Here is a 19139-nt window from a genome sequence, read left to right on the forward strand (position 1 = left end):
ACAACATACGGCCGGTGTTGCTGATGAAAAGTAAAAAAAGCGCGGTTCAGCAATAGCCCTTCGGTTTCTAACAAACCGGTATGCACCCGGCAACCAGCTTCTAATAATTTACGGGTACCGGAGCCCTGCACCAGCGGGTTAGGGTCAGTGTTGCAGATAACAACATCTTTTAGGCCGTATTTAATTAAAAGATCGGCGCAAGGCGGGGTTTTGCCGTAATGGGAACAGGGTTCTAACGTTACGTATAACCGGCTGGCGGGGAGCAGGCTTTTATCGCCTACGGCGGCAATGGCGTTAACTTCGGCGTGCGGACCACCGTACTGTTGGTGCCAACCCTCGCCAATGATTTTATTTTCGTGCACAATTACACAGCCCACCATGGGGTTAGGCGCCACGTGGCCTTGGCCTAGCCGGGCCAGTTCCAGGGCACGGCGCATAAATATTTCGTCGGACGTTGTCACGGGACTTTCTTATTTTTACAAAATTATAAAAGTAATTGCATTACCTTACCGCCCGCGTGAAAAATATTCAGGACCTGATAACGTACATTCGCACTGCCATTAGTAATATTTACGCCAAACCAGAGGCCGATGCCATGGCCATGTAGGTGGCCGAGCACGTTTTGCATTTATCCAGACTGCAGTTAAGTGTAGAGCGACAAAGTTTAGTTACCGAACAAACCTGGGCTACTGTTACCGCTATTATAAACCGGCTGCAGCAACACGAACCTTTGCAGTACGTGCTGGGTTGTACGCATTTTTACGGCTTAGAGCTGGAAGTTACCCCGGCAGTACTTATTCCGCGGCCCGAAACCGAAGAACTTGTGGATTTTATTGTGCGGGAAAATAAGCAAAATTTAAATTTACGGATACTGGATGTTTGTACGGGTAGTGGTTGTATTCCCATTGCTCTGGCGGCGCACCTCTCGGCTACTGACGTTTACGGGTTAGATGTTTCGGCACCGGCCCTAGCCATTGCCCGCCGCAACGCGCTTAAATATAAAAAACGCATAAACTGGCTGCAAGCCGATATCTTGACCGAAGAACCGGGCCTGGAAACTAATAGCATTGATATATTGGTGAGCAATCCGCCTTATGTTATGCAAAAAGAAAAAGTACAGATGCGGCCCAACGTTTTAAATTATGAGCCGCACCTGGCTTTATTTGTGCCGGACGAAGACCCGCTCCGGTTTTACAAGAAAATTGCTGAGTTGGGTTTTAATTATCTGCGGCCTCAGGGTATTTTGTATTTTGAAATAAACGAGGGGCAAGGTAATCAGTTGGTGCAACTATTAAAGCAAATAGGTTACGGCACCGCCGAAATCCGGCAAGATATGTTTGGTAAAGACCGTTTTTTGCGGGCCACCCTTAATAGTATTTAATTTAGGCGCTTACATTTCCGGATAAAGCTATAAATTTGTGTGCCCAAACAGATTGTCAGATTATTAAACCAAGAACAGTTCTGTAAATATTATTTAATTAAGGTTAAGGTAAATATTAAATTTAACCTATTTTACTTAATTAATATGGCTGTACATAAAGAATGCGCAGTGGGGTAAAGAGATAAATACAAATATTAGCAGGAACCTGGGGCAAAAGCAAAAGCGTTATCTAGCTAATAATAATCAGTAATTAAAAGATTAAATTTTTTAGTGTATACCAAATTAATTAATCAGGAAGCGAGTTTAGCGGTAATCGGATTAGGGTACGTGGGATTACCCATCGCCTTAGCCTTTGCCCGGCAGCTCAAAGTAATCGGTTTCGACATTAACCCGGCCCGGGTAGCCTTGATGCAGCAGCAGATAGACCCGAGCGGCGAGTTAGCAGCGACAGATTTTGCCGGCTGCAACATTACCTTTACCCACGATATAGAAGTACTGCGGCAAGCACAGTTTTATATTGTAGCCGTACCCACGCCCATCGACCAGCACGCCATGCCGGACCTGAAGCCGTTGTTGAGCGCTTCTACCACCGTGGGCAAAGTGCTTAAACCCGGCGACTACGTGGTGTACGAATCTACCGTGTACCCCGGCTGCACCGAAGAAGACTGTATTCCGGTGCTGGAACAACTATCGGGTTTGCAGTTTGGCCGCGACTTTAAAGTAGGCTACTCCCCCGAGCGCATCAATCCCGGCGACAAAGAACACACCTTAGCCAAAATCGTGAAAGTAGTGTCGGGCAGCGATGCCGAAGCTTTGGAGAACATCGCTCAAACGTACGAGTTAGTCATCGAAGCCGGTATTCACCGGGCCTCTTCCATCAAAGTAGCCGAAGCCGCCAAGATTATCGAGAATACGCAGCGCGACGTAAACATTGCTTTAATGAACGAGCTCTCGCTGATATTTGACCGCATGAAGATAAACACCTTTGAAGTGCTGGAAGCAGCCGGCACCAAGTGGAACTTTTTAAAGTTTTCGCCGGGGCTGGTAGGTGGGCACTGCATTGGCGTAGACCCGTACTACCTGACCTACAAAGCCAAAGAACTGGGCTACGATGCGCGGGTAATCTTAAGCGGGCGCACCACCAACGACAACATGGGCGCTTACCTTGCCAAGAAGACGGTGCAGCTGATGGTAAAAGAAGGCAAAGATATTTCTAAAGCCAAGGTGCTGGTAATGGGCGCAACGTTCAAGGAAAACGTAGAAGACATTCGCAACTCCAAGGTAGCCGATGTAATACAGGAGCTGAAAGGCTTTTCGGTGCAGGTAGAAGTAGTAGACCCGTATGCCGATTCCAAAGAGTTACAACATGAGTACGGCTTTGACCTGGTAGCCGAGCCGGGGCAAGACTATGATGCGGTGATTGTGGCGGTAAACCACCGGCCGTACCTGGCCTTAACCGAGGCATATTTCACGTCTATCACCAACCAGAAAGCGGTGCTCATAGATGTAAAAGGTATTTACCGAGGCAAAATACAAAAGCTTACTTACTGGAGTTTGTAAAATATGTATTGCAACATGTTTTATAAGCCAAGATTCTAATTTAAACAATAGTCTTGGATAGCCACCCATAAGCAGCCAAGTTCATTCTGAAGTAAAAGCAGTAACGAAAAAGACTTAAATCAATTTCGTTGCTGCTTTATTTAATATAAATTAGTAATGTTCATTACTTCATTTAGTTGAATTTCTTCAGCCTTCTCCATATAATTATCGAAAAGATAATACTTAGCTGGTTTATTATAATTATAGCTCATAGGGAACAATCAGGCAAAGGTTAGATTTACCCGTTTCAGCATTTAATTTAAACAGTTTTGTATATGTCGATAATAGCTGCTGAGCTGATAACTAATTATATACTAAACATTTCGAGAGCTATTGAAGCTTTTCGTGCAAATTCTGTTAGAATACTTGGCAAGCAGAAACACCATAATGCCTAAAAGAATTCTACATTTGTTATTTGCAAAAGCAGTTTAGTTGTGAATAATTGCATCCTTATGTTTTTATGAAGATTCTTTTTGTTGTACCATATCCGCCGGGACAGGCACCTTCTCAACGTTTTCGGTTTGAACAGTATCTGCATTTTTTCGATGAGTTGGGTTGGCGGTATCGGTTGGTGCCATTCCTGGACGATAGAACTTGGCGGATTCTTTACAAACCGGGCCAGGCTCTTACAAAAGCTTTGGGAATACTTAAAGGTTTTTTTCGGCGGTTTCTGCTCTTGTTTTCGTTACCGGGTTATAATTATATTTTCATTCACCGCGAAGCTACTCCCATAGGTCCGCCCTGGTTTGAATGGATAGCTGCTAAAATTTTTCGTAAAAAGATTATTTACGATTTTGATGATGCAATCTGGATACCCAATACTTCTGAAAATAACAAAATAGTTGCTGGCATAAAATGGCACCAAAAGGTTGCGTCTATTTGTCGGTGGGCCTATAAAGTAAGTTGTGGCAATGGCTATTTGCGGGATTATGCCGGTAAATTTAATCTTAATGCGGTGGTAAATCCCACTACCATTGATACAGTTAACTTACATAATATTGTAAAAGATCAACGGACGGATAAAGTTATCATTGGCTGGACCGGCACTCATTCTACCATGAAATACCTGGCTCAGATAGTACCAGTTTTACAGCAGTTAGAAGAAAAGTATTCTTTTGAGTTTTGGGTTATTTCTAACCAGGCTCCAGTGTTACCAATTCGGTCTTTGTTATATAAACCTTGGCAAAAAGAAACTGAAATTGAGAACCTAATCACGTTTAATATAGGTTTAATGCCGTTAGAAGATGACTTATGGGCCAAAGGTAAATGTGCATTTAAGGCTTTGCAATATATGGCTTTAGGTATACCGGCATTGGTTTCGCCGGTGGGCATGAATACCGAAGTAGTAGAATCAAGTGTTGACGGGTTTATCTGTAACTCCCAGGAAGAATGGTATAGCGCTATGGAGCTATTGTTGCAGGATTGTGAGGCCAGAATAAAGTTAGGACAGGCTGCCCGGCAAAAAATAGAAAATAACTATTCGGTAAATTCTAACCGGAAAAATTTCTTCAATTTATTTTCCTAATGCAACTGGTAGTGTAAATCCATTAACTAAAGTGGACTCACAATTAAATACGATTTTAGTTCAAGATTAAATTTGCAAGTTTTATAAAGTATATTAAGTAGATGACGCATTAAGCTTTAATTTTCAGGTTCTTCCTTCCACTTCTATTATTCTGAAAGAATTTTATCGGCTAACTGCAAATAAGATTTCTTCAGAACGAACTGTGTTAAAAAGCAATATTTGGTTTATAATTTTGCTGGTAAAGTTTTCAATTTTTACCTACTAAAAAAGCTTGTCTAAAGAGTTTGGTAGCAATGGGTACTTGAATCACTTTCTCAAGCCTACACCCTAATTATTCAGCTCTTATCTAAATTAATAACGGCGTACAAAACACTTTCTCCTATTTAAGCTCATCTTAAAAATCTTTAAGCGTCTATAAGCTTAGATTTAAATCTTTAGGATTATTTCAAAATTAATTAAAATGATTTAGTGTATTAATATTAAATATTTATTATATTTAATACCATAAATGATTTGCTCTGTATTTTAGAAGAAATAAATTAGAAATAAAGTAAATCAAAGCCAATGGGTGTTAAATAGGAAGTTTTCTAATAGAATTTAGAAAATCGATACTTACTCAAAATGAAAAGTTCAGACATTGGTTTTGCAGATTAAATTTAATTAGGATAAAAGGTTTAGCTCTCAGTAATTTAGGGTAGCCGACAAGTAATATTTTATATTGATATCTGCTTAAATTCAAATAGGTAACACGCAACCAATTGCAGTACAAGTAAAGCTAATTTTTATTTTAATTTTATTTTCCATTCATTTCCGTTGTTATAATGAATATTTTGGTTACGGGTTGTGCTGGCTTTATTGGATCGCACTTGTGTGAAAAATTGTTAGATCTGTCGTATAAAGTTATTGGTATTGATAATTTTGATTCTTTTTATCAGCGTGAAATAAAAGAGAGTAATCTTGCGCAATCACATCTTCATCCTGGTTTTAGCTTTCATGAATTAGATATTACGGATAGAACTAATTTATATAATCTACCCGAAAAGATTGATGTTATAATTCATTTAGCTGCTAAGGCGGGGGTATTACCGTCGATTAAGGACCCGGCAAGTTATTTATTAACTAATATTCATGGTACTCAGAACCTCCTTGATCTGATGAAGGAAAGGGAGATAAAAAAATATATTTTTGCATCATCTTCCTCTGTATATGGTAATAACAAGCAGATTCCTTTCTCAGAAGCTGATGGCGTAGATTTTCCTATTTCTCCTTACGCTTCAACAAAAAAGGCATGTGAATTAATTAATTACACCTATCATCATTTATACAACATTGATTGCTTGAACCTAAGATTTTTTACGGTTTATGGTCCCAGACAACGGCCAGATTTAGCTATTCACAAGTTTTTTAAATTAATAAGAAATGGGCAATCAATTTCTATTTACGGTGATGGTAGTACCGCCCGGGATTACACGTATGTGCATGATACGGTAGAGGGGATTGTCCGAGCTTTACATTATATTCAACATAATAACGACATTTATGATATCATTAACTTAGGAAATAACAGGCCCGTTACATTAACTGAGCTGGTAACCACAATATTTGAAGTGTTGGAAAAAGAACCTGCTGTTACATATTTGCCTTTGCAGCCAGGCGATGTTGACATTACTTACGCTAATATCTCAAAAGCAGAAAAATTACTAGGGTATAATCCCCAAACAACCCTGAAGAACGGCTTAATGTATTTTCGGCACTGGTTTGAAGAAACTACGTATGTTAAACCTAACCGAATTTAGACGTTATGCTGTTGTAGCCACTCGTGCTATCTTTTTTGGCCTTTTTACGTGAGCTTGCATTATATATAAACCAGCTAAGTAAAAAGGCATTAAGGGAATTTTATACCGCACTAGTGTACCAAAGTTACCGCTGTTTGTACCCACACCAAATGCCAGTACCAGTGAAAATACCATACAGAATACCAAAATAGGTTTAGAGCTAATAAATTTAAGAGTATTGAAAAAACCAGTTCGATAAAATATTCGCAAAGTTAAGAATATAAAAATACTTGCTTCAATAGCCGATAAAAGCATAATGGGGTTCCGCACTTCCCATAAGAATGGCCGGTAAAGTGATACAATAATTGCTTTGGGGCCAACTGTAATCATGCTACTTAAACTCCCATCAAAGATGCCAATATCGTAAGCCGAACCTGTCACTACCTGCTTGGTAAGATACACCGCATTGATTCTAGAGCGTTCTCCAATATTTTCGATATCATAACGGGCATCTCCTTCGGTTAACCTGGTCGCTCCAAAATAAGCAGCAACTATACCAAACATAATAAATAAGGGTTTAGACAGCATTCTTAAAGCTTGGTTCTGAATAAGTTTGCTGTTCTCCATAAAAACCCAAAATAATGCCGGGGGTAAAAAAGAAAGTAAAATATATACTTTAATAGAATAAATGAGGTAAGCAGATACCAGGATAATTATTACTGATTTAAAGATCCTCTTTTTCTTGATTAAGCCCTGGTAAAATCCAAAAAATAGCCAACCCAAAAAGCCAATGGTTAAAGAGTCTTTCATAAAACCGGAACCCCAGAAAAAAACAGAAGGTAAAAAAAATACGGCTATCGCTAATTCTTTATAAAGGCTGGGATATAGTTTTAAAAAGGTCTGGTACATTTGCCACATGCCCGTAAAGCTTAAAAAGGCAAAAAACAACCCAATAACGGTATAAGTATTAAAACAGAAAAGGGAAAAAAAAGATCCAAACTTTATTACAATAAATTCGGTAGGAGAACGATACCATTCCATCCGGGAGGCATATCGATACGTGTCAGGATCGAACTGGCCAGACGATAACATCATTTTAAACCAGGCAGCAGGCGAATTCAGTAAGGCCTCGTACATGATTTTAACATGATGGAAATAATTGAAGGTATCGCCACCGCCGTAGTAAAACTGGTAAATTAAACCTAAACCAATTGCCCCGATTAGTTTAACCGTTAGAGCGGGTATAAAGTACTTGCGGGTAAATTTATTCGTTAATTTAGGGCGTAACCAATAGGCTAAGCCATAAATTATTAGCAGATAAATGGGGGTTAAAAACAGGTCTTTTAATTCCACAACAAAGAAGTTTAGGTAAAGCGATGTTAATTTAGTTGTGGGTTAACCCCAATAGAAAGGCAGCAAAGTTAAAACTTTCTCTTGTTAAGCCGTAAATACCTTTTAAACCTTCCGGTATTTTTTTAGATAAGCTTTCGCTTCTTTAATGGCGGCTTTGTCGTCTTCGGCCAGGTCTTTTACCAGGTTATAATACACTTTGGCTTGTTTAATATTATTTTCCTGGTGGCTAATACGGGCCAGGTTCACGTACGCATGTACGGCATAACCCGAACTGCCTTCATTGGTTTGGTCGGCAAAGGCAATGGTTTGCTGGTAATAATTTTTGGCTTTGGCAAAATCGCGTCGGTTCTGGGCGATATAGCCTAAAAAGTAAGTTGCGTAACGTCCGCTGATAGCTTCGTAACCGGGTAGTTTGCGGTTAATTTTATCTAAAATTTCTATAGATACGCGTTCGGTTTCCGATAAATTGCCAATTACAAACGATAACCGGGCATAAAAACGCTGAAAATAAGCATTATCGGGGTAGGTGTTGGCCAGGTAACGCGAAATAGGGTAGGCGCCCATCTGGTTATTTTCTTCGTTCGCTAAAATTTTCATCAGGAAAAATTTAGCTTCCAGGCCGGTATAAAAACCATTGTCGGCTACTTGCTGTAATTGTTTCAAGCCGAGTGGTTTATTGCCATCAGGGAAGAAAAGTAGCACCGGACGCAATAAAGGATAATTTTGGCCAATCCAAACGGCATAATAATTATAAAGCCCTTCGCCAAACAGAAACTCCGGACTCAAGCCGTTTGCTTCTTTGGCTTTGTTCATGAAATTTAATGATTGCCGGCTGTGTACTGTGGCTTTGCGCCAGTTTTTGCGTTCAGAGTGCAGGCGCGCTGCAAAACCGTGAGCAGCGGCTAGAAAAAAGGCTGCTTCATAATTATTTTTTTTACTGATTAGTAATTTTTCGCCGTACGTAATGGTAGTATCCATGTAAGCGAAAAAAGCATCGTCGTATTTCTTGGTTAAAATATTGGTTGGCACAATTTTCCACCATTGGCTCAGCCCCAGCAAGAAATAAGGCATGGGATGCTCGGGGTAACGCCGCCGCAAAGAACGAAATTGCCGCTCGGCCCGATCGTATTTAAAATTGTAGAGGTTATCTACGGCCCCCGATAATTCATTTTTAATGCTTTCGTCGAGCAGCAGCCAACCATCGGTGTTAATGGCCTCCGGCGTTACATCAATTGAATCGATAACCATGTGGCGAATTACCGAGTCGATGGCTGCTTGTTGCTTGGGGTCAGTGGTTTGCGCCCAAGCAGTAGAAACCAGGAAAAAAGAAACCAGAAAAATTAAAAAACGTTGCTTCATTCTAATTTTTTACCGGAATAAAATTACAATTTATCATGTACAATCGCCATTTTAATACTTTATTTAGCTAAAAACAATACTGGCTAAAACTAATTGTTGCGATAAAAGTTTTGCTGTATAATTTAGTTAAAGATAATGGTGTTTTGGGAATAAAACGTGATTCCTGTTTTCAAAAGTTCATTATTTCGGGTTTAGGCAAATATTTTACATCTATTGGCTCCTGGTGAATCTAATATTACTACTTAGTATTAAGAAAGGGTTTAGTTTAATAATTATGTTAAATAAAAAAAAGAAGGAGCTAATGCCTTACCTATATTTCTGTTTAAGTATTTAGGTAAAAGGTCAACATCTTAAGAGTAGTTTTGCTGTCGTGTTTGAACGTTAAATTATTACAGGTAAGTACGGTGTTCTGGCAATCTACGCACGGAAGTAAGTACAACCCGAATAATTTTTAATTATACCTTTTAAACGAATATTAAATTTCTATATTTTATTGTTTAATCGTGCTTAAAACTGGCTTATTGCTGGGCGTGATGTTTTAGCTTAAACCTACTTTCTATTAAAATTAAAAAATTATTCCTCCAGAAAAACTAACCGGCAAGTATGTTCTTTGGTGTTTCTTATAACTTTGGCCCGGAATATTGGTTTAAAGTCTAATATTTTCTGATCTACTAACCTTAACGTGCCTCAATGAAACTGCTCGAACAATTGTGTCGCATTCATGCCCCGTCGGGTAATGAAATAAACATGACTAATTTTTTGCTCCAATATATCCAGAAAAACCAGGCGAAATGGAAAGTACAGCCCCAAATTTTAACCGGACGAGCGTTTCAGGATTGTATTTTATTGGTATTTGGTCAGCCTCGCACAGCTATTTTTGCCCACCTCGATTCGATTGGGTTTATGGTACGGTACGGCAAGCAATTAATTAAAATTGGTGGACCGGCGGTAGAAACCGGTTATGAATTAACCGGCCGGGACTCTGAAGGCGAAATAAAATGTACCTTAGAAGTGGCCGAGAACGGGCGCAGCTTGAGCTATAATTTTAACCGTGAAATAGAGCGGGGTACCGAATTGATTTTTGCCTGCGATTTCCGGGAAACCGACGAAACGATACAATCGTGTTACCTCGATAATCGTTTGGGTGTGTGGAATGCCTTACAAATAGCCGAGACCCTTGAAGATGGCATTATTGCTTTTAGCTGCTGGGAAGAACACGGTGGTGGTTCGGTAGCGTACCTGGCCAAATATATTTACGAAAACTGGGGCGTAAACCAAGCTTTAATTTCAGACATAACCTGGGTAACCGAGGGTGTTTACGCGGGGCAGGGGCCGGCCATTTCGTTGCGCGACAGCCTGATTCCGCGACGGAGTTTTGTTTATAAAATAATTGATATAGCCCGGAAAGCCGGTATTCCGTTTCAGGTGGAGGTAGAAAGTTCCGGCGGCAGTGATGCCAAGGAATTACAGCACAGCAGCATTCCCTGGGATTGGTGTTTTGTAGGTGCGCCCGAAGATAATGTGCATTCGCCGGACGAAATTGTGCATAAGAAAGATATTGAAAATATGGTAGCGCTGTACCGGGTGTTAATGAAAGAACTCTAATATTTTTCGGCCTGCATTGAATAACTGTTAGGGTAAGCTGGCCGGTTGGTTTTTAACGACATAAGAACCGGTACAACTGGAACAGAAAAAAGGTGATTCCGGCAATTTGAGGCTATTGTTTTTAAATTTTTAATTTGTATGTTACGGCAATTTAAGGTATAAAGCTTTAACTATAGAAACCACTAAATGGAAAACATTATCTACTTAATTCCTGCTTTCGGAATCGTTGCTTTGCTGTACACGGCTGTAAAGTCTGCCTGGGTTACCCGGCAGGATGCCGGAAATGAAAAAATGTCGACAATTGCGCGTTACATCGCCGAAGGAGCCATGGCCTTTCTGCAAGCCGAATATAAAGTACTTACATATTTTGCCATTATAGCTTCTTTGTTTCTCGGATATTTAGGCTACGTTGGCGAAAATTCACACCCGCTAATTGTACTGGCCTTTTTGATAGGAGCCGTCTTCTCAGCTTTAGCTGGATTTATCGGGATGCGCATCGCTACCAAAGCCAACGTCCGGACCGCACAAGCCGCTAAAACCAGTTTAGCCAAAGCCCTGGATGTATCTTTTGGCGGCGGCTCGGTAATGGGTATGGGCGTAGCCGGACTTGCCGTATTGGGTTTAGGCGGACTGTTCATCCTTTTTAAAGCAATATTTGTTGGCGATAGCAATAATCCCGAAGAAATGGAAATTGCCTTAGAGGTTTTAACCGGTTTCTCGTTGGGTGCCGAAAGTATTGCCTTGTTTGCCCGGGTAGGTGGCGGTATTTATACCAAAGCCGCCGACGTAGGTGCCGACCTGGTAGGTAAAGTAGAAGCGGGCATTCCGGAAGATGATCCGCGTAACCCGGCCACTATTGCCGATAACGTGGGCGATAACGTGGGTGACGTAGCCGGAATGGGTGCCGATTTATTTGGGTCTTACGTGGCTACTATTCTGGCAACCATGGTGTTGGGTCGCGAAATAACCTCGATGGATAATTTTGGCGGTATTGCCCCCATTTTGCTGCCCATGGTTATTGCGGGTATGGGAATATTGTTTTCGATTGTGGGTACCTGGTTTGTACGGGTGAAAGAAGGCGGCAATGTGCAAAGTGCTTTAAACCTGGGCAACTGGTCTTCGGTGGTTTTAACGGCTATTGCTTCTTACTTTTTAATTAACTGGATGCTGCCCGATACATTAAGCTTACGGGGCTTTGAATTTAGCCGAATGGGCGTTTTCTGGGCCGTAATAATAGGTTTAATTGTAGGTACGCTCATGAGTATCATTACCGAATATTATACTGCCATGGGGCGTCGGCCGGTAAATAGTATTGTGCGCCAAAGCAGCACCGGTCACGCTACTACCGTTATTGGCGGCTTGGCAGTAGGTATGGAATCGACGGTTATGCCTATTTTGGTACTGGCTGCGGGCATTATTTTATCGTACGAAGTAGCTGGTTTATACGGGGTAGCCATTGCAGCGGCTGGTATGATGGCTACTACCGCGATGCAATTGGCCATTGATGCCTTTGGCCCAATTGCTGATAATGCCGGTGGTATTGCCGAGATGAGTGAGTTGCCCAAAGAAGTGCGGGAAAGAACCGATATTTTGGATGCCGTAGGCAATACCACGGCTGCTACCGGTAAAGGCTTTGCCATTGCGTCGGCGGCGCTTACCTCATTGGCATTATTTGCGGCTTTTATGGGTACGGCCAATATTACCGTTATTGATATCAGCAATGCCCGCGTATTAGCCGGATTATTTGTCGGCGGCATGATTCCGTTTATTTTCTCGGCATTGGCCATTTCGGCGGTAGGCCGGGCGGCCATGGCTATGGTAGAAGAAGTGCGCCGGCAGTTCCGCGAAATTCCTGGTATTATGGAAGGCACTGGTAAACCCGAATACGATAAATGCGTGGCTATTTCTACCCGGGCCGCCATTCGCGAAATGATGTTACCGGGAGCTATTGCCTTAATTGTACCGGTAATAGTAGGTTATACCTTCGGGCCAGAAGTATTGGGTGGTTTATTAGCTGGCGTTACCGTATCGGGCGTACTCATGGCTATGTTTCAGTCTAATGCCGGTGGTGCCTGGGACAATGCGAAAAAGTCTTTTGAAAAAGGCATTATGATAAATGGTAAAATGGAGTACAAAGGTTCTGATGCCCACAAAGCTTCGGTAACCGGCGATACCGTAGGTGACCCCTTCAAAGATACATCGGGCCCATCTATGAATATTTTAATTAAATTAATGTCGATTGTGTCTTTGGTAATTGCCCCGCATATTGCCGTTACCGATGTAATTGAAACTACGCAGCAACCAGCGCCTCAAATTAAGCTGGAAGCGCCAGCCCAACAGCCGAACGAATTTCCCGCCCATACGGTGGTTGTGCCGGTGAAAGCCGTTTTATAAAAGCTAAAATATAATTACAAAAAAGCCCTTCTTTACCGGAAGGGCTTTTTTCCTCCAGCTAAAGCTGGAGGCAGTCCCACCTACCAAGATAGGCCAAACATTTAAGAATGTTTTAACTAAAACCCTAAACGGAGAATAACAGGAGTAAATTTAACCCAAGAATAAGCATCGAGCCTAAAACAAATAGAAAGTCTTTTACCTGGCTTTTTAAGAAAACAGAAAAGCAGCAGCTAAGTGAAAACTACAGCAGTTTGGGCGATAAGAGCCTTTAAGGATTCCGGTGCGCAGCATTGCAAGGTACGAGCAAAGGAAGGCTTAACAGCCCGAATGACCAAACGGGGCCTCTCGGCCTTGAGCAAACTTAGGCAATAGCAAATCAGTTAGCAACTCAGCCTTGAAAGATGAAATCTTTAAAAAGATAAGCGCCTAAGCTATTAAAAGAGCAACATATAAATTCATCTTATCACCTCTCCCATACCAAATATCTCAAATTTTATGCGTGCTTTTACTTTCCGCTGGTTTTCACCATAATATTTCCCATTTTTGCACCGCCACCATGCTCCACTATTCATGAATCTTCCAGGCCGCGTTACCCTCCACGATAAATCTTTCGAAATTAATATTCCGGAGAAGCAAATATTACAAGCCAACCAAATATTAGGCGCTCGCATTAGCGCCGATTACCAAGGCAAAACGCCCTTATTTCTAGCCATACTCAACGGGGCCTTTATGTTTGCAGCCGATTTACTGAAAGAAATAAGCATTCCCTGCGAAATTTCTTTTCTCCGGGTATCGTCGTACCAGAACATGAGCAGTACCGGACAAGTTAGCGAAATTATTGGCCTGAAAGAGGATATCCGGAACCGCCATATTATTATTCTGGAAGATATTGTTGATACCGGCCACACCGTAAATGCTTTGCTGCAAAACCTGAAAGCAGCCGAACCCGCCTCTATCGAGATTGCTACTTTGCTCTTAAAACCCGATTGTGTGCAACACAATTTAGAAGTAAAATATATTGGCAAATCTATCCCAAACGATTTTGTAGTAGGCTACGGCTTAGATTATAATGGTCTGGGGCGTAACTTACGCGATATTTATAAAGTGCTTGAGGGTTGATAAGTATTTTAGAAGTTTACTTGCCGACAAATGCTTTTCAACTCTTTTGAATTTTTAATATTTTTTCCGGTTGTAACCATTTTATACTTTTTACTGCCCCATCGGTATCGGTGGTTGCTGTTGCTTGGCGCAAGCTGCGGTTTTTATATGTTCTTTAAAGCAGTATATATTTTTATTTTATTATTTACTATCTTAATAGATTATTATTCTGCTCTTTATATACAAAAAACCGCTATACCTGTTACAAAGAAAAAAATATTAATTATAAGTATTCTGGCCAATGTTTTGGTACTGGTTTTTTTTAAATATTTTAACTTTATTAATGGTAATATTTCGGGCATTGCCACCTATCTGGGTTATACTAATAAAATTCCTTATCTAAATCTGTTATTACCTATTGGTCTATCTTTTCATACTTTTCAGGCCATGAGTTACACCATTGAGGTATATCGTGGGCATCAAGTAGCAGAAAAGAATTTAGGTATTTTTGCTTTGTATGTAATGTTTTATCCGCAGTTAGTAGCCGGACCAATTGAAAGGCCGCAACATATTCTATATCAGTTTTATGAAAAGCACGCATTTGATATTCAGCAGATTACCTGTGGGTTACAAAGAATAGGATGGGGCTTATTTAAAAAGATTGTAATTGCCGACCGTTTGGCTATAGTGGTAAATGATATATACACCCAGCCGCAGGAATATACCGGTATTCCGCTTATAATGGCTACTATATTTTTTGCTTTTCAAATTTACTGCGATTTTTCAGGTTATACCGATATTGCTTTAGGGTGTGCCCGCGTAATGGGCTTTAGGTTAATGGAAAATTTTAACCAACCTTACAATGCCAAAACTGTTTCGGAGTTTTGGCGCAGGTGGCATATCTCTTTATCCAGCTGGTTTCGCGACTATGTTTATATTCCATTGGGCGGAAACCGCCGAGGCCATTTTAGAAAATATAGCAATTTGCTGATAGTTTTTTTATTATGTGGAATTTGGCATGGCGCTAACTGGACTTTTGTAGTTTGGGGAGCTTTACACGGCATGTATTTGATCGTGGGGCAGGGAATTAAACCGCTACGGGAGAAAGTTTACTTGAATTTAAAATCCAGTATTTTAAAGAAAGCGTTGCAGGCAACCGATTTGATATTTACTTTTTTGCTAGTGTGTTTTGCCTGGATCTTTTTTAGAGCAGATAATTTAACCAATGGATTTTATATTTCCACTAATTTATTTACGAATGTATTTGCCCAAACCAGCGATATTATAACCAATAATAATTTGGGCCGCGAAAAAATATTATACCATGGCTCACCGTTTATTGTATTTTTCTGGCGTGTATTTTTTATATTTTTAATATTAGTAGCTCAGCATTATAAAGAATCAATTTTGTGGTTTTTAAAGTCTCAGAACAGCCCGGTTTGGGCTCGCTGGAGTTTGTACTATTTACTTATTTTGGGCATTCTTTTATTTGGTAGCTATCAGCAAGAAACCTTTATTTATTTCCAATTCTAATATGAAAGCGTTTTTTGTTCGGACTGCTCTTTTCCTGCTCCTGCTATTTATGCTTCTTTCTATACTAGAGAGCCTTTTGGTGAGAGGAATCAGAAATACGTACAATGCCTCTAATACACGCACCATTGTTAATGGTATAATGAATCATTTAATTGATCCGGACATAGCTATTTTTGGTTCTTCGGTAGTTGTTACTAATTTTAATCCAGACGTAATTTCTAAAATAACTAATTTAACTACGTTTAATTTAGGTGCCAATGGTCAGATTTTAATCAATTATCGGGGTATTTTAAAAGAGTTTAATAAATATTCTCAAAACTGCCAGTACGTAATAATTGGCATTACAATAAATGAATTTGAACCCAAAAAATATCCTTCCGGGTTAAATGCTTATTTACCTTTTCTGAATAACCCGGAAATAAGGACGTCTTTATTAGAAAGTGAACCAGAATTAACATGGAAATTACAACATATTCCTTTTTACTCTTTTGTTGGTTTTGACAACGATACTTATAAATATTTAAATAAAGGATTACAAACCTATTTTGAATCGCCAAAAACAACTATACCCCCTGGAATCGGGTTCTCTCACCAGTACCAACATAGGCCAACACCCGAAAAAAATTTTAATAATTTAACCGAAATAATTTCAATCCAATCTAATTTGGTAGCCCACTATCTCCGCCTTATTGATGAGATAAAAAAGCAAAATCGTATTCCAATTATTGTTTTTTGTCCAGTTTATAAAACTAGAAAATATCAAAATTTAAAAGAATATGAAAATATTTTTTATAGTTTTGAAAAGAAGGGTGTTATTATATTAAATTATTTTAACAATTTTGAGTTTTCGGAGCAAAAGCAATATTACTACGATGTGCTGCATTTGAATTCGGAGGGAGCTTCTATTTTTTCAGAAAGAATAGGCAATGACTTAGCTGCTATAATAAAAGCAAAAAAAAGATAAAGCTTCTGAATTAAACAACTTGATTATATATTTTTGTGCTATATCCTATTAATTAAATATGTTAAATATTGTTTTGTTTGGTCCTCCGGGTGCGGGCAAGGGCACCCAAAGTCAGAAGTTAATTGATAACTATCACCTGATTCACTTATCAACCGGCGATTTGTTGCGGTCGCAGATTGCAGCTGGTACCGAGTTAGGCTTGCGGGCCAAAACGTTAATGGACCAAGGGGTATTGGTGCCCGATGAAGTAGTAATTGGCATGATTGATAGCAAACTAAAAGAAAATCAATCGGCCGCCGGCTTTATATTCGATGGTTTCCCCAGGACCGTACCCCAAGCCGAAGGATTAGACAAACTGATGGCCGAAAATAATACGGCTATTACCTGCATGATTGCCCTGGAGGTAAACGAAGAAGAATTAACCAAACGCTTGTTGCTGCGCGGACAAACATCGGGTCGCCCCGACGACCAGAACGAAAGCCTGGTACGCAAACGGGTACAAGAATATAACACCAAAACGGCTCCTGTAGCCGATTTTTACGCCAGCCAGGGTAAGTTTCACGCCGTTAACGGCATTGGCGAAATTGAAGAAATATTTGGTCAAACCTGCGCCATTATCGATACATATATTACGCAATCCAAAGCTATCTGAAAATAGCCTGCCTTTACGGAGACTATTTTATCTTTTAACCCCAGAATGGTAAAAGAAGTAAACAGCATAAAGTTATTTTCTATTTACTATTCTTTAGCGCACCCATGGCTACATCCAATTTTATAGATTACGTTAAAATCTGTTGCCGCTCCGGACACGGTGGAGCCGGTTCGGCGCATTTGCACCGCGATAAAAAAAATGCCAAAGGTGGCCCGGACGGTGGCGACGGCGGTAGGGGCGGGCATATTATTTTAAAAGGCAATAAACAGCTCTGGACCTTGCTGCACCTGCAGTACATGAAACACGTTATTGCCAAACCCGGCGAATCGGGTGGGGCCAGCCATTCTACCGGGGCCGACGGCGAAGATATAATTCTGGAAGTACCAGTTGGCACCATTGCGCGCGATGCCGAAACCGGCGAAAAGGTAGTTGAAATTATAGAAGACGGCCAAATAGCCATATTAACGCCTGGTGGCCGGGGTGGCTTGGGCAACGCGCATTTTAAATCACCTACAAACCAAACTCCCCGTTATGCCCAGCCCGGCGAGCCCGGCCGCGAAGAGTGGATGATTCTGGAACTGAAACTCCTGGCCGATGTAGGTTTGGTTGGTTTCCCGAATGCTGGCAAATCCACGCTGTTGTCGGTGGTGTCGGCGGCTAAACCCAAAATTGCTAATTACCCTTTTACTACCCTGGTGCCCAACCTGGGGGTGGTCAGTTACCGCGATTACAAATCGTTTGTAATGGCCGATATTCCGGGGATTATTGAAGGCGCTTCGGAAGGCAAAGGCTTAGGTATCCGGTTTTTGAAGCACATCGAACGCAATTCTATTTTATTGTTTATGATTTCGGTGGAAAGCCCGGATATTGCCGCCGAGTACCAGATATTATTAAATGAGCTGAAAACTTTTAATCCGGAACTACTGGACAAGCAAAGATTGTTAGCCATCACAAAAACCGACCTGATTGACGACGAACTGGAACAGGAAATACGCCGGGGCTTACCCAAAGATTTGCCTACGGTATTTATTTCCAGCATTACCCAAAAAGGAATTACACCCTTAAAAGACTTAATCTGGAAAACCCTGAACGCAGAGTAGGTTTAATGTACTAATTAAGTAGTGTGCTGATTTGGTAATGGGCAAATTTGATAATGTTCTAATTTATCCAAATCCCCATTTTTTACATTGGTAAATTACCACATTAAATAATTATCACATCAGCACATTAAAACATTAGCATCTTAAAACCGTGTCAGTTTGTCACAATACTGGGTTTGGCAAATTAATTGATAAACATCTTAGGCAAGAATAACCGAGAGAATAAATTAAGCTATGTCAGCAGATAACTATAATTTACCCGAAGAAGAACAGCAGCAGCCAACTGCCGGCGAAGGCGAAACATCTACGTTGGAAGAACAGGCTTTACCGGAAAACGGTGAACCAGGCCAGGAACCGGCCAGCAAGCTGGAAGAAGAGTTAACCGAGATGAAGGATAAATACCTGCGGCTTTACTCTGAGTTTGATAATTACAAGCGTCGTACCTCTAAAGAACGCCTGGACTTGCTCAAAACCGCTAACCAGGAAATGGTAGTGGCTTTGTTACCCGTTGTCGACGATTTTGATCGGGCCCGGCAATCGATGCAGAATGCCCAGGATGTAGCCTCGGTAAAAGAAGGTGTAGAACTTATTTATAATAAATTATTTAGCATTTTGCAGGGCAAAGGCCTGAAACCAATGGATGCCAAAGGTGCTGCTTTTGATGCTGATGTGCATGAAGCCATTACCCAGATTCCGGCCCCGGATGAAAGCTTAAAGGGCAAAGTGATTGATGAAGTGGAGAAAGGATATTATTTGCACGACAAAGTTATCCGGTTCGCGAAAGTTGTAATAGGAGCATAG

Annotated in this window: 15 protein-coding genes; 12 read left to right on the top strand and 3 right to left on the bottom strand. The window is 40.7% G+C overall.

Going from position 1 to position 19139, the window contains the following annotated elements:
- A partial coding sequence (gene ribD, locus ACO1R6_RS11800) for a bifunctional diaminohydroxyphosphoribosylaminopyrimidine deaminase/5-amino-6-(5-phosphoribosylamino)uracil reductase RibD (protein WP_486265045.1) occupies positions 1-437 on the bottom strand: 437 nt, incomplete at its 3' end.
- 185 nt (positions 438-622) lie between these two features.
- Here ribD and prmC point away from each other — a divergent pair.
- The 4 genes from prmC to ACO1R6_RS11820 all read left to right on the top strand — a co-directional run bounded on the left by prmC (position 623) and on the right by ACO1R6_RS11820 (position 6301).
- Entirely contained in the window at positions 623-1381 is a 759-nt protein-coding gene (prmC, locus tag ACO1R6_RS11805) for a peptide chain release factor N(5)-glutamine methyltransferase (RefSeq protein WP_486264978.1), read from the top strand.
- 270 nt (positions 1382-1651) lie between these two features.
- The gene (locus ACO1R6_RS11810) at positions 1652-2941 is read left to right on the top strand and encodes a nucleotide sugar dehydrogenase (protein ID WP_486264980.1); all 1290 of its coding nucleotides are present in this window, start codon (positions 1652-1654) and stop codon (positions 2939-2941) included.
- Positions 2942-3440: 499 nt separating this feature from the next.
- Entirely contained in the window at positions 3441-4505 is a 1065-nt protein-coding gene (locus ACO1R6_RS11815; protein ID WP_486264981.1) for a glycosyltransferase, read from the top strand.
- Between the two features lie 821 nt (positions 4506-5326).
- Positions 5327-6301, top strand: a complete 975-nt coding sequence (locus ACO1R6_RS11820) for a GDP-mannose 4,6-dehydratase (RefSeq protein WP_486264983.1) — start codon at positions 5327-5329, stop codon at positions 6299-6301.
- 3 nt (positions 6302-6304) lie between these two features.
- Here ACO1R6_RS11820 and ACO1R6_RS11825 read toward each other — a convergent pair whose 3' ends face one another.
- Together ACO1R6_RS11825 and ACO1R6_RS11830 are read right to left on the bottom strand one after the other, a co-directional pair.
- Entirely contained in the window at positions 6305-7198 is an 894-nt protein-coding gene (locus ACO1R6_RS11825; protein WP_486264985.1) for a hypothetical protein, read from the bottom strand.
- Positions 7199-7735: 537 nt separating this feature from the next.
- A complete protein-coding gene (locus ACO1R6_RS11830) occupies positions 7736-8992 on the bottom strand; it encodes a tetratricopeptide repeat protein (protein ID WP_486264987.1) in 1257 nt (418 codons plus the stop codon).
- 690 nt (positions 8993-9682) lie between these two features.
- Between ACO1R6_RS11830 and ACO1R6_RS11835 the strand changes: the two genes are divergently transcribed.
- The 8 genes from ACO1R6_RS11835 to ACO1R6_RS11870 all read left to right on the top strand — a co-directional run bounded on the left by ACO1R6_RS11835 (position 9683) and on the right by ACO1R6_RS11870 (position 19139).
- Positions 9683-10597, top strand: a complete 915-nt coding sequence (locus ACO1R6_RS11835; protein WP_486264989.1) for a M20/M25/M40 family metallo-hydrolase — start codon at positions 9683-9685, stop codon at positions 10595-10597.
- 186 nt (positions 10598-10783) lie between these two features.
- On the top strand, positions 10784-12991 hold the full coding sequence (locus tag ACO1R6_RS11840) for a sodium-translocating pyrophosphatase (protein ID WP_486264991.1): 2208 nt from the start codon (positions 10784-10786) through the stop codon (positions 12989-12991).
- Between the two features lie 570 nt (positions 12992-13561).
- Positions 13562-14110 (top strand): hypoxanthine phosphoribosyltransferase, encoded by a 549-nt coding sequence (gene hpt, locus ACO1R6_RS11845; RefSeq protein WP_486264993.1) that lies wholly within the window; start codon positions 13562-13564, stop codon positions 14108-14110.
- A gap of 285 nt (positions 14111-14395) precedes the next feature.
- Positions 14396-15622 (top strand): MBOAT family O-acyltransferase, encoded by a 1227-nt coding sequence (locus ACO1R6_RS11850; protein WP_486264994.1) that lies wholly within the window; start codon positions 14396-14398, stop codon positions 15620-15622.
- A gap of 1 nt (position 15623) precedes the next feature.
- Positions 15624-16586, top strand: a complete 963-nt coding sequence (locus ACO1R6_RS11855) for a hypothetical protein (RefSeq protein WP_486264996.1) — start codon at positions 15624-15626, stop codon at positions 16584-16586.
- Between the two features lie 58 nt (positions 16587-16644).
- The gene (locus ACO1R6_RS11860; protein WP_486264998.1) at positions 16645-17238 is read left to right on the top strand and encodes an adenylate kinase; all 594 of its coding nucleotides are present in this window, start codon (positions 16645-16647) and stop codon (positions 17236-17238) included.
- 104 nt (positions 17239-17342) lie between these two features.
- A complete protein-coding gene (gene obgE, locus ACO1R6_RS11865; RefSeq protein ID WP_486265000.1) occupies positions 17343-18338 on the top strand; it encodes a GTPase ObgE in 996 nt (331 codons plus the stop codon).
- A 234-nt stretch (positions 18339-18572) separates the two neighbouring features.
- A complete protein-coding gene (locus ACO1R6_RS11870) occupies positions 18573-19139 on the top strand; it encodes a nucleotide exchange factor GrpE (protein ID WP_486265002.1) in 567 nt (188 codons plus the stop codon).

The sequence above is a fragment of the Adhaeribacter sp. genome (assembly GCF_057359045.1).

What these genes read in the sequence shown, in the direction of transcription:
- obgE (WP_486265000.1), top strand. Translation starts at nt 17,343, where the DNA reads ATGGCTACATCCAATTTTATAGATTACGTTAAAATCTGTTGCCGCTCC.
- ACO1R6_RS11825 (WP_486264985.1), bottom strand. Translation starts at nt 7,198, where the DNA reads ATGTGGCAAATGTACCAGACCTTTTTAAAACTATATCCCAGCCTTTAT.
- ACO1R6_RS11855 (WP_486264996.1), top strand. Translation starts at nt 15,624, where the DNA reads ATGAAAGCGTTTTTTGTTCGGACTGCTCTTTTCCTGCTCCTGCTATTT.
- ACO1R6_RS11835 (WP_486264989.1), top strand. Translation starts at nt 9,683, where the DNA reads ATGAAACTGCTCGAACAATTGTGTCGCATTCATGCCCCGTCGGGTAAT.
- ACO1R6_RS11870 (WP_486265002.1), top strand. Translation starts at nt 18,573, where the DNA reads ATGTCAGCAGATAACTATAATTTACCCGAAGAAGAACAGCAGCAGCCA.
- ACO1R6_RS11860 (WP_486264998.1), top strand. Translation starts at nt 16,645, where the DNA reads ATGTTAAATATTGTTTTGTTTGGTCCTCCGGGTGCGGGCAAGGGCACC.
- hpt (WP_486264993.1), top strand. Translation starts at nt 13,562, where the DNA reads ATGAATCTTCCAGGCCGCGTTACCCTCCACGATAAATCTTTCGAAATT.
- ACO1R6_RS11840 (WP_486264991.1), top strand. Translation starts at nt 10,784, where the DNA reads ATGGAAAACATTATCTACTTAATTCCTGCTTTCGGAATCGTTGCTTTG.
- ACO1R6_RS11830 (WP_486264987.1), bottom strand. Translation starts at nt 8,992, where the DNA reads ATGAAGCAACGTTTTTTAATTTTTCTGGTTTCTTTTTTCCTGGTTTCT.
- ACO1R6_RS11815 (WP_486264981.1), top strand. Translation starts at nt 3,441, where the DNA reads ATGAAGATTCTTTTTGTTGTACCATATCCGCCGGGACAGGCACCTTCT.
- ACO1R6_RS11820 (WP_486264983.1), top strand. Translation starts at nt 5,327, where the DNA reads ATGAATATTTTGGTTACGGGTTGTGCTGGCTTTATTGGATCGCACTTG.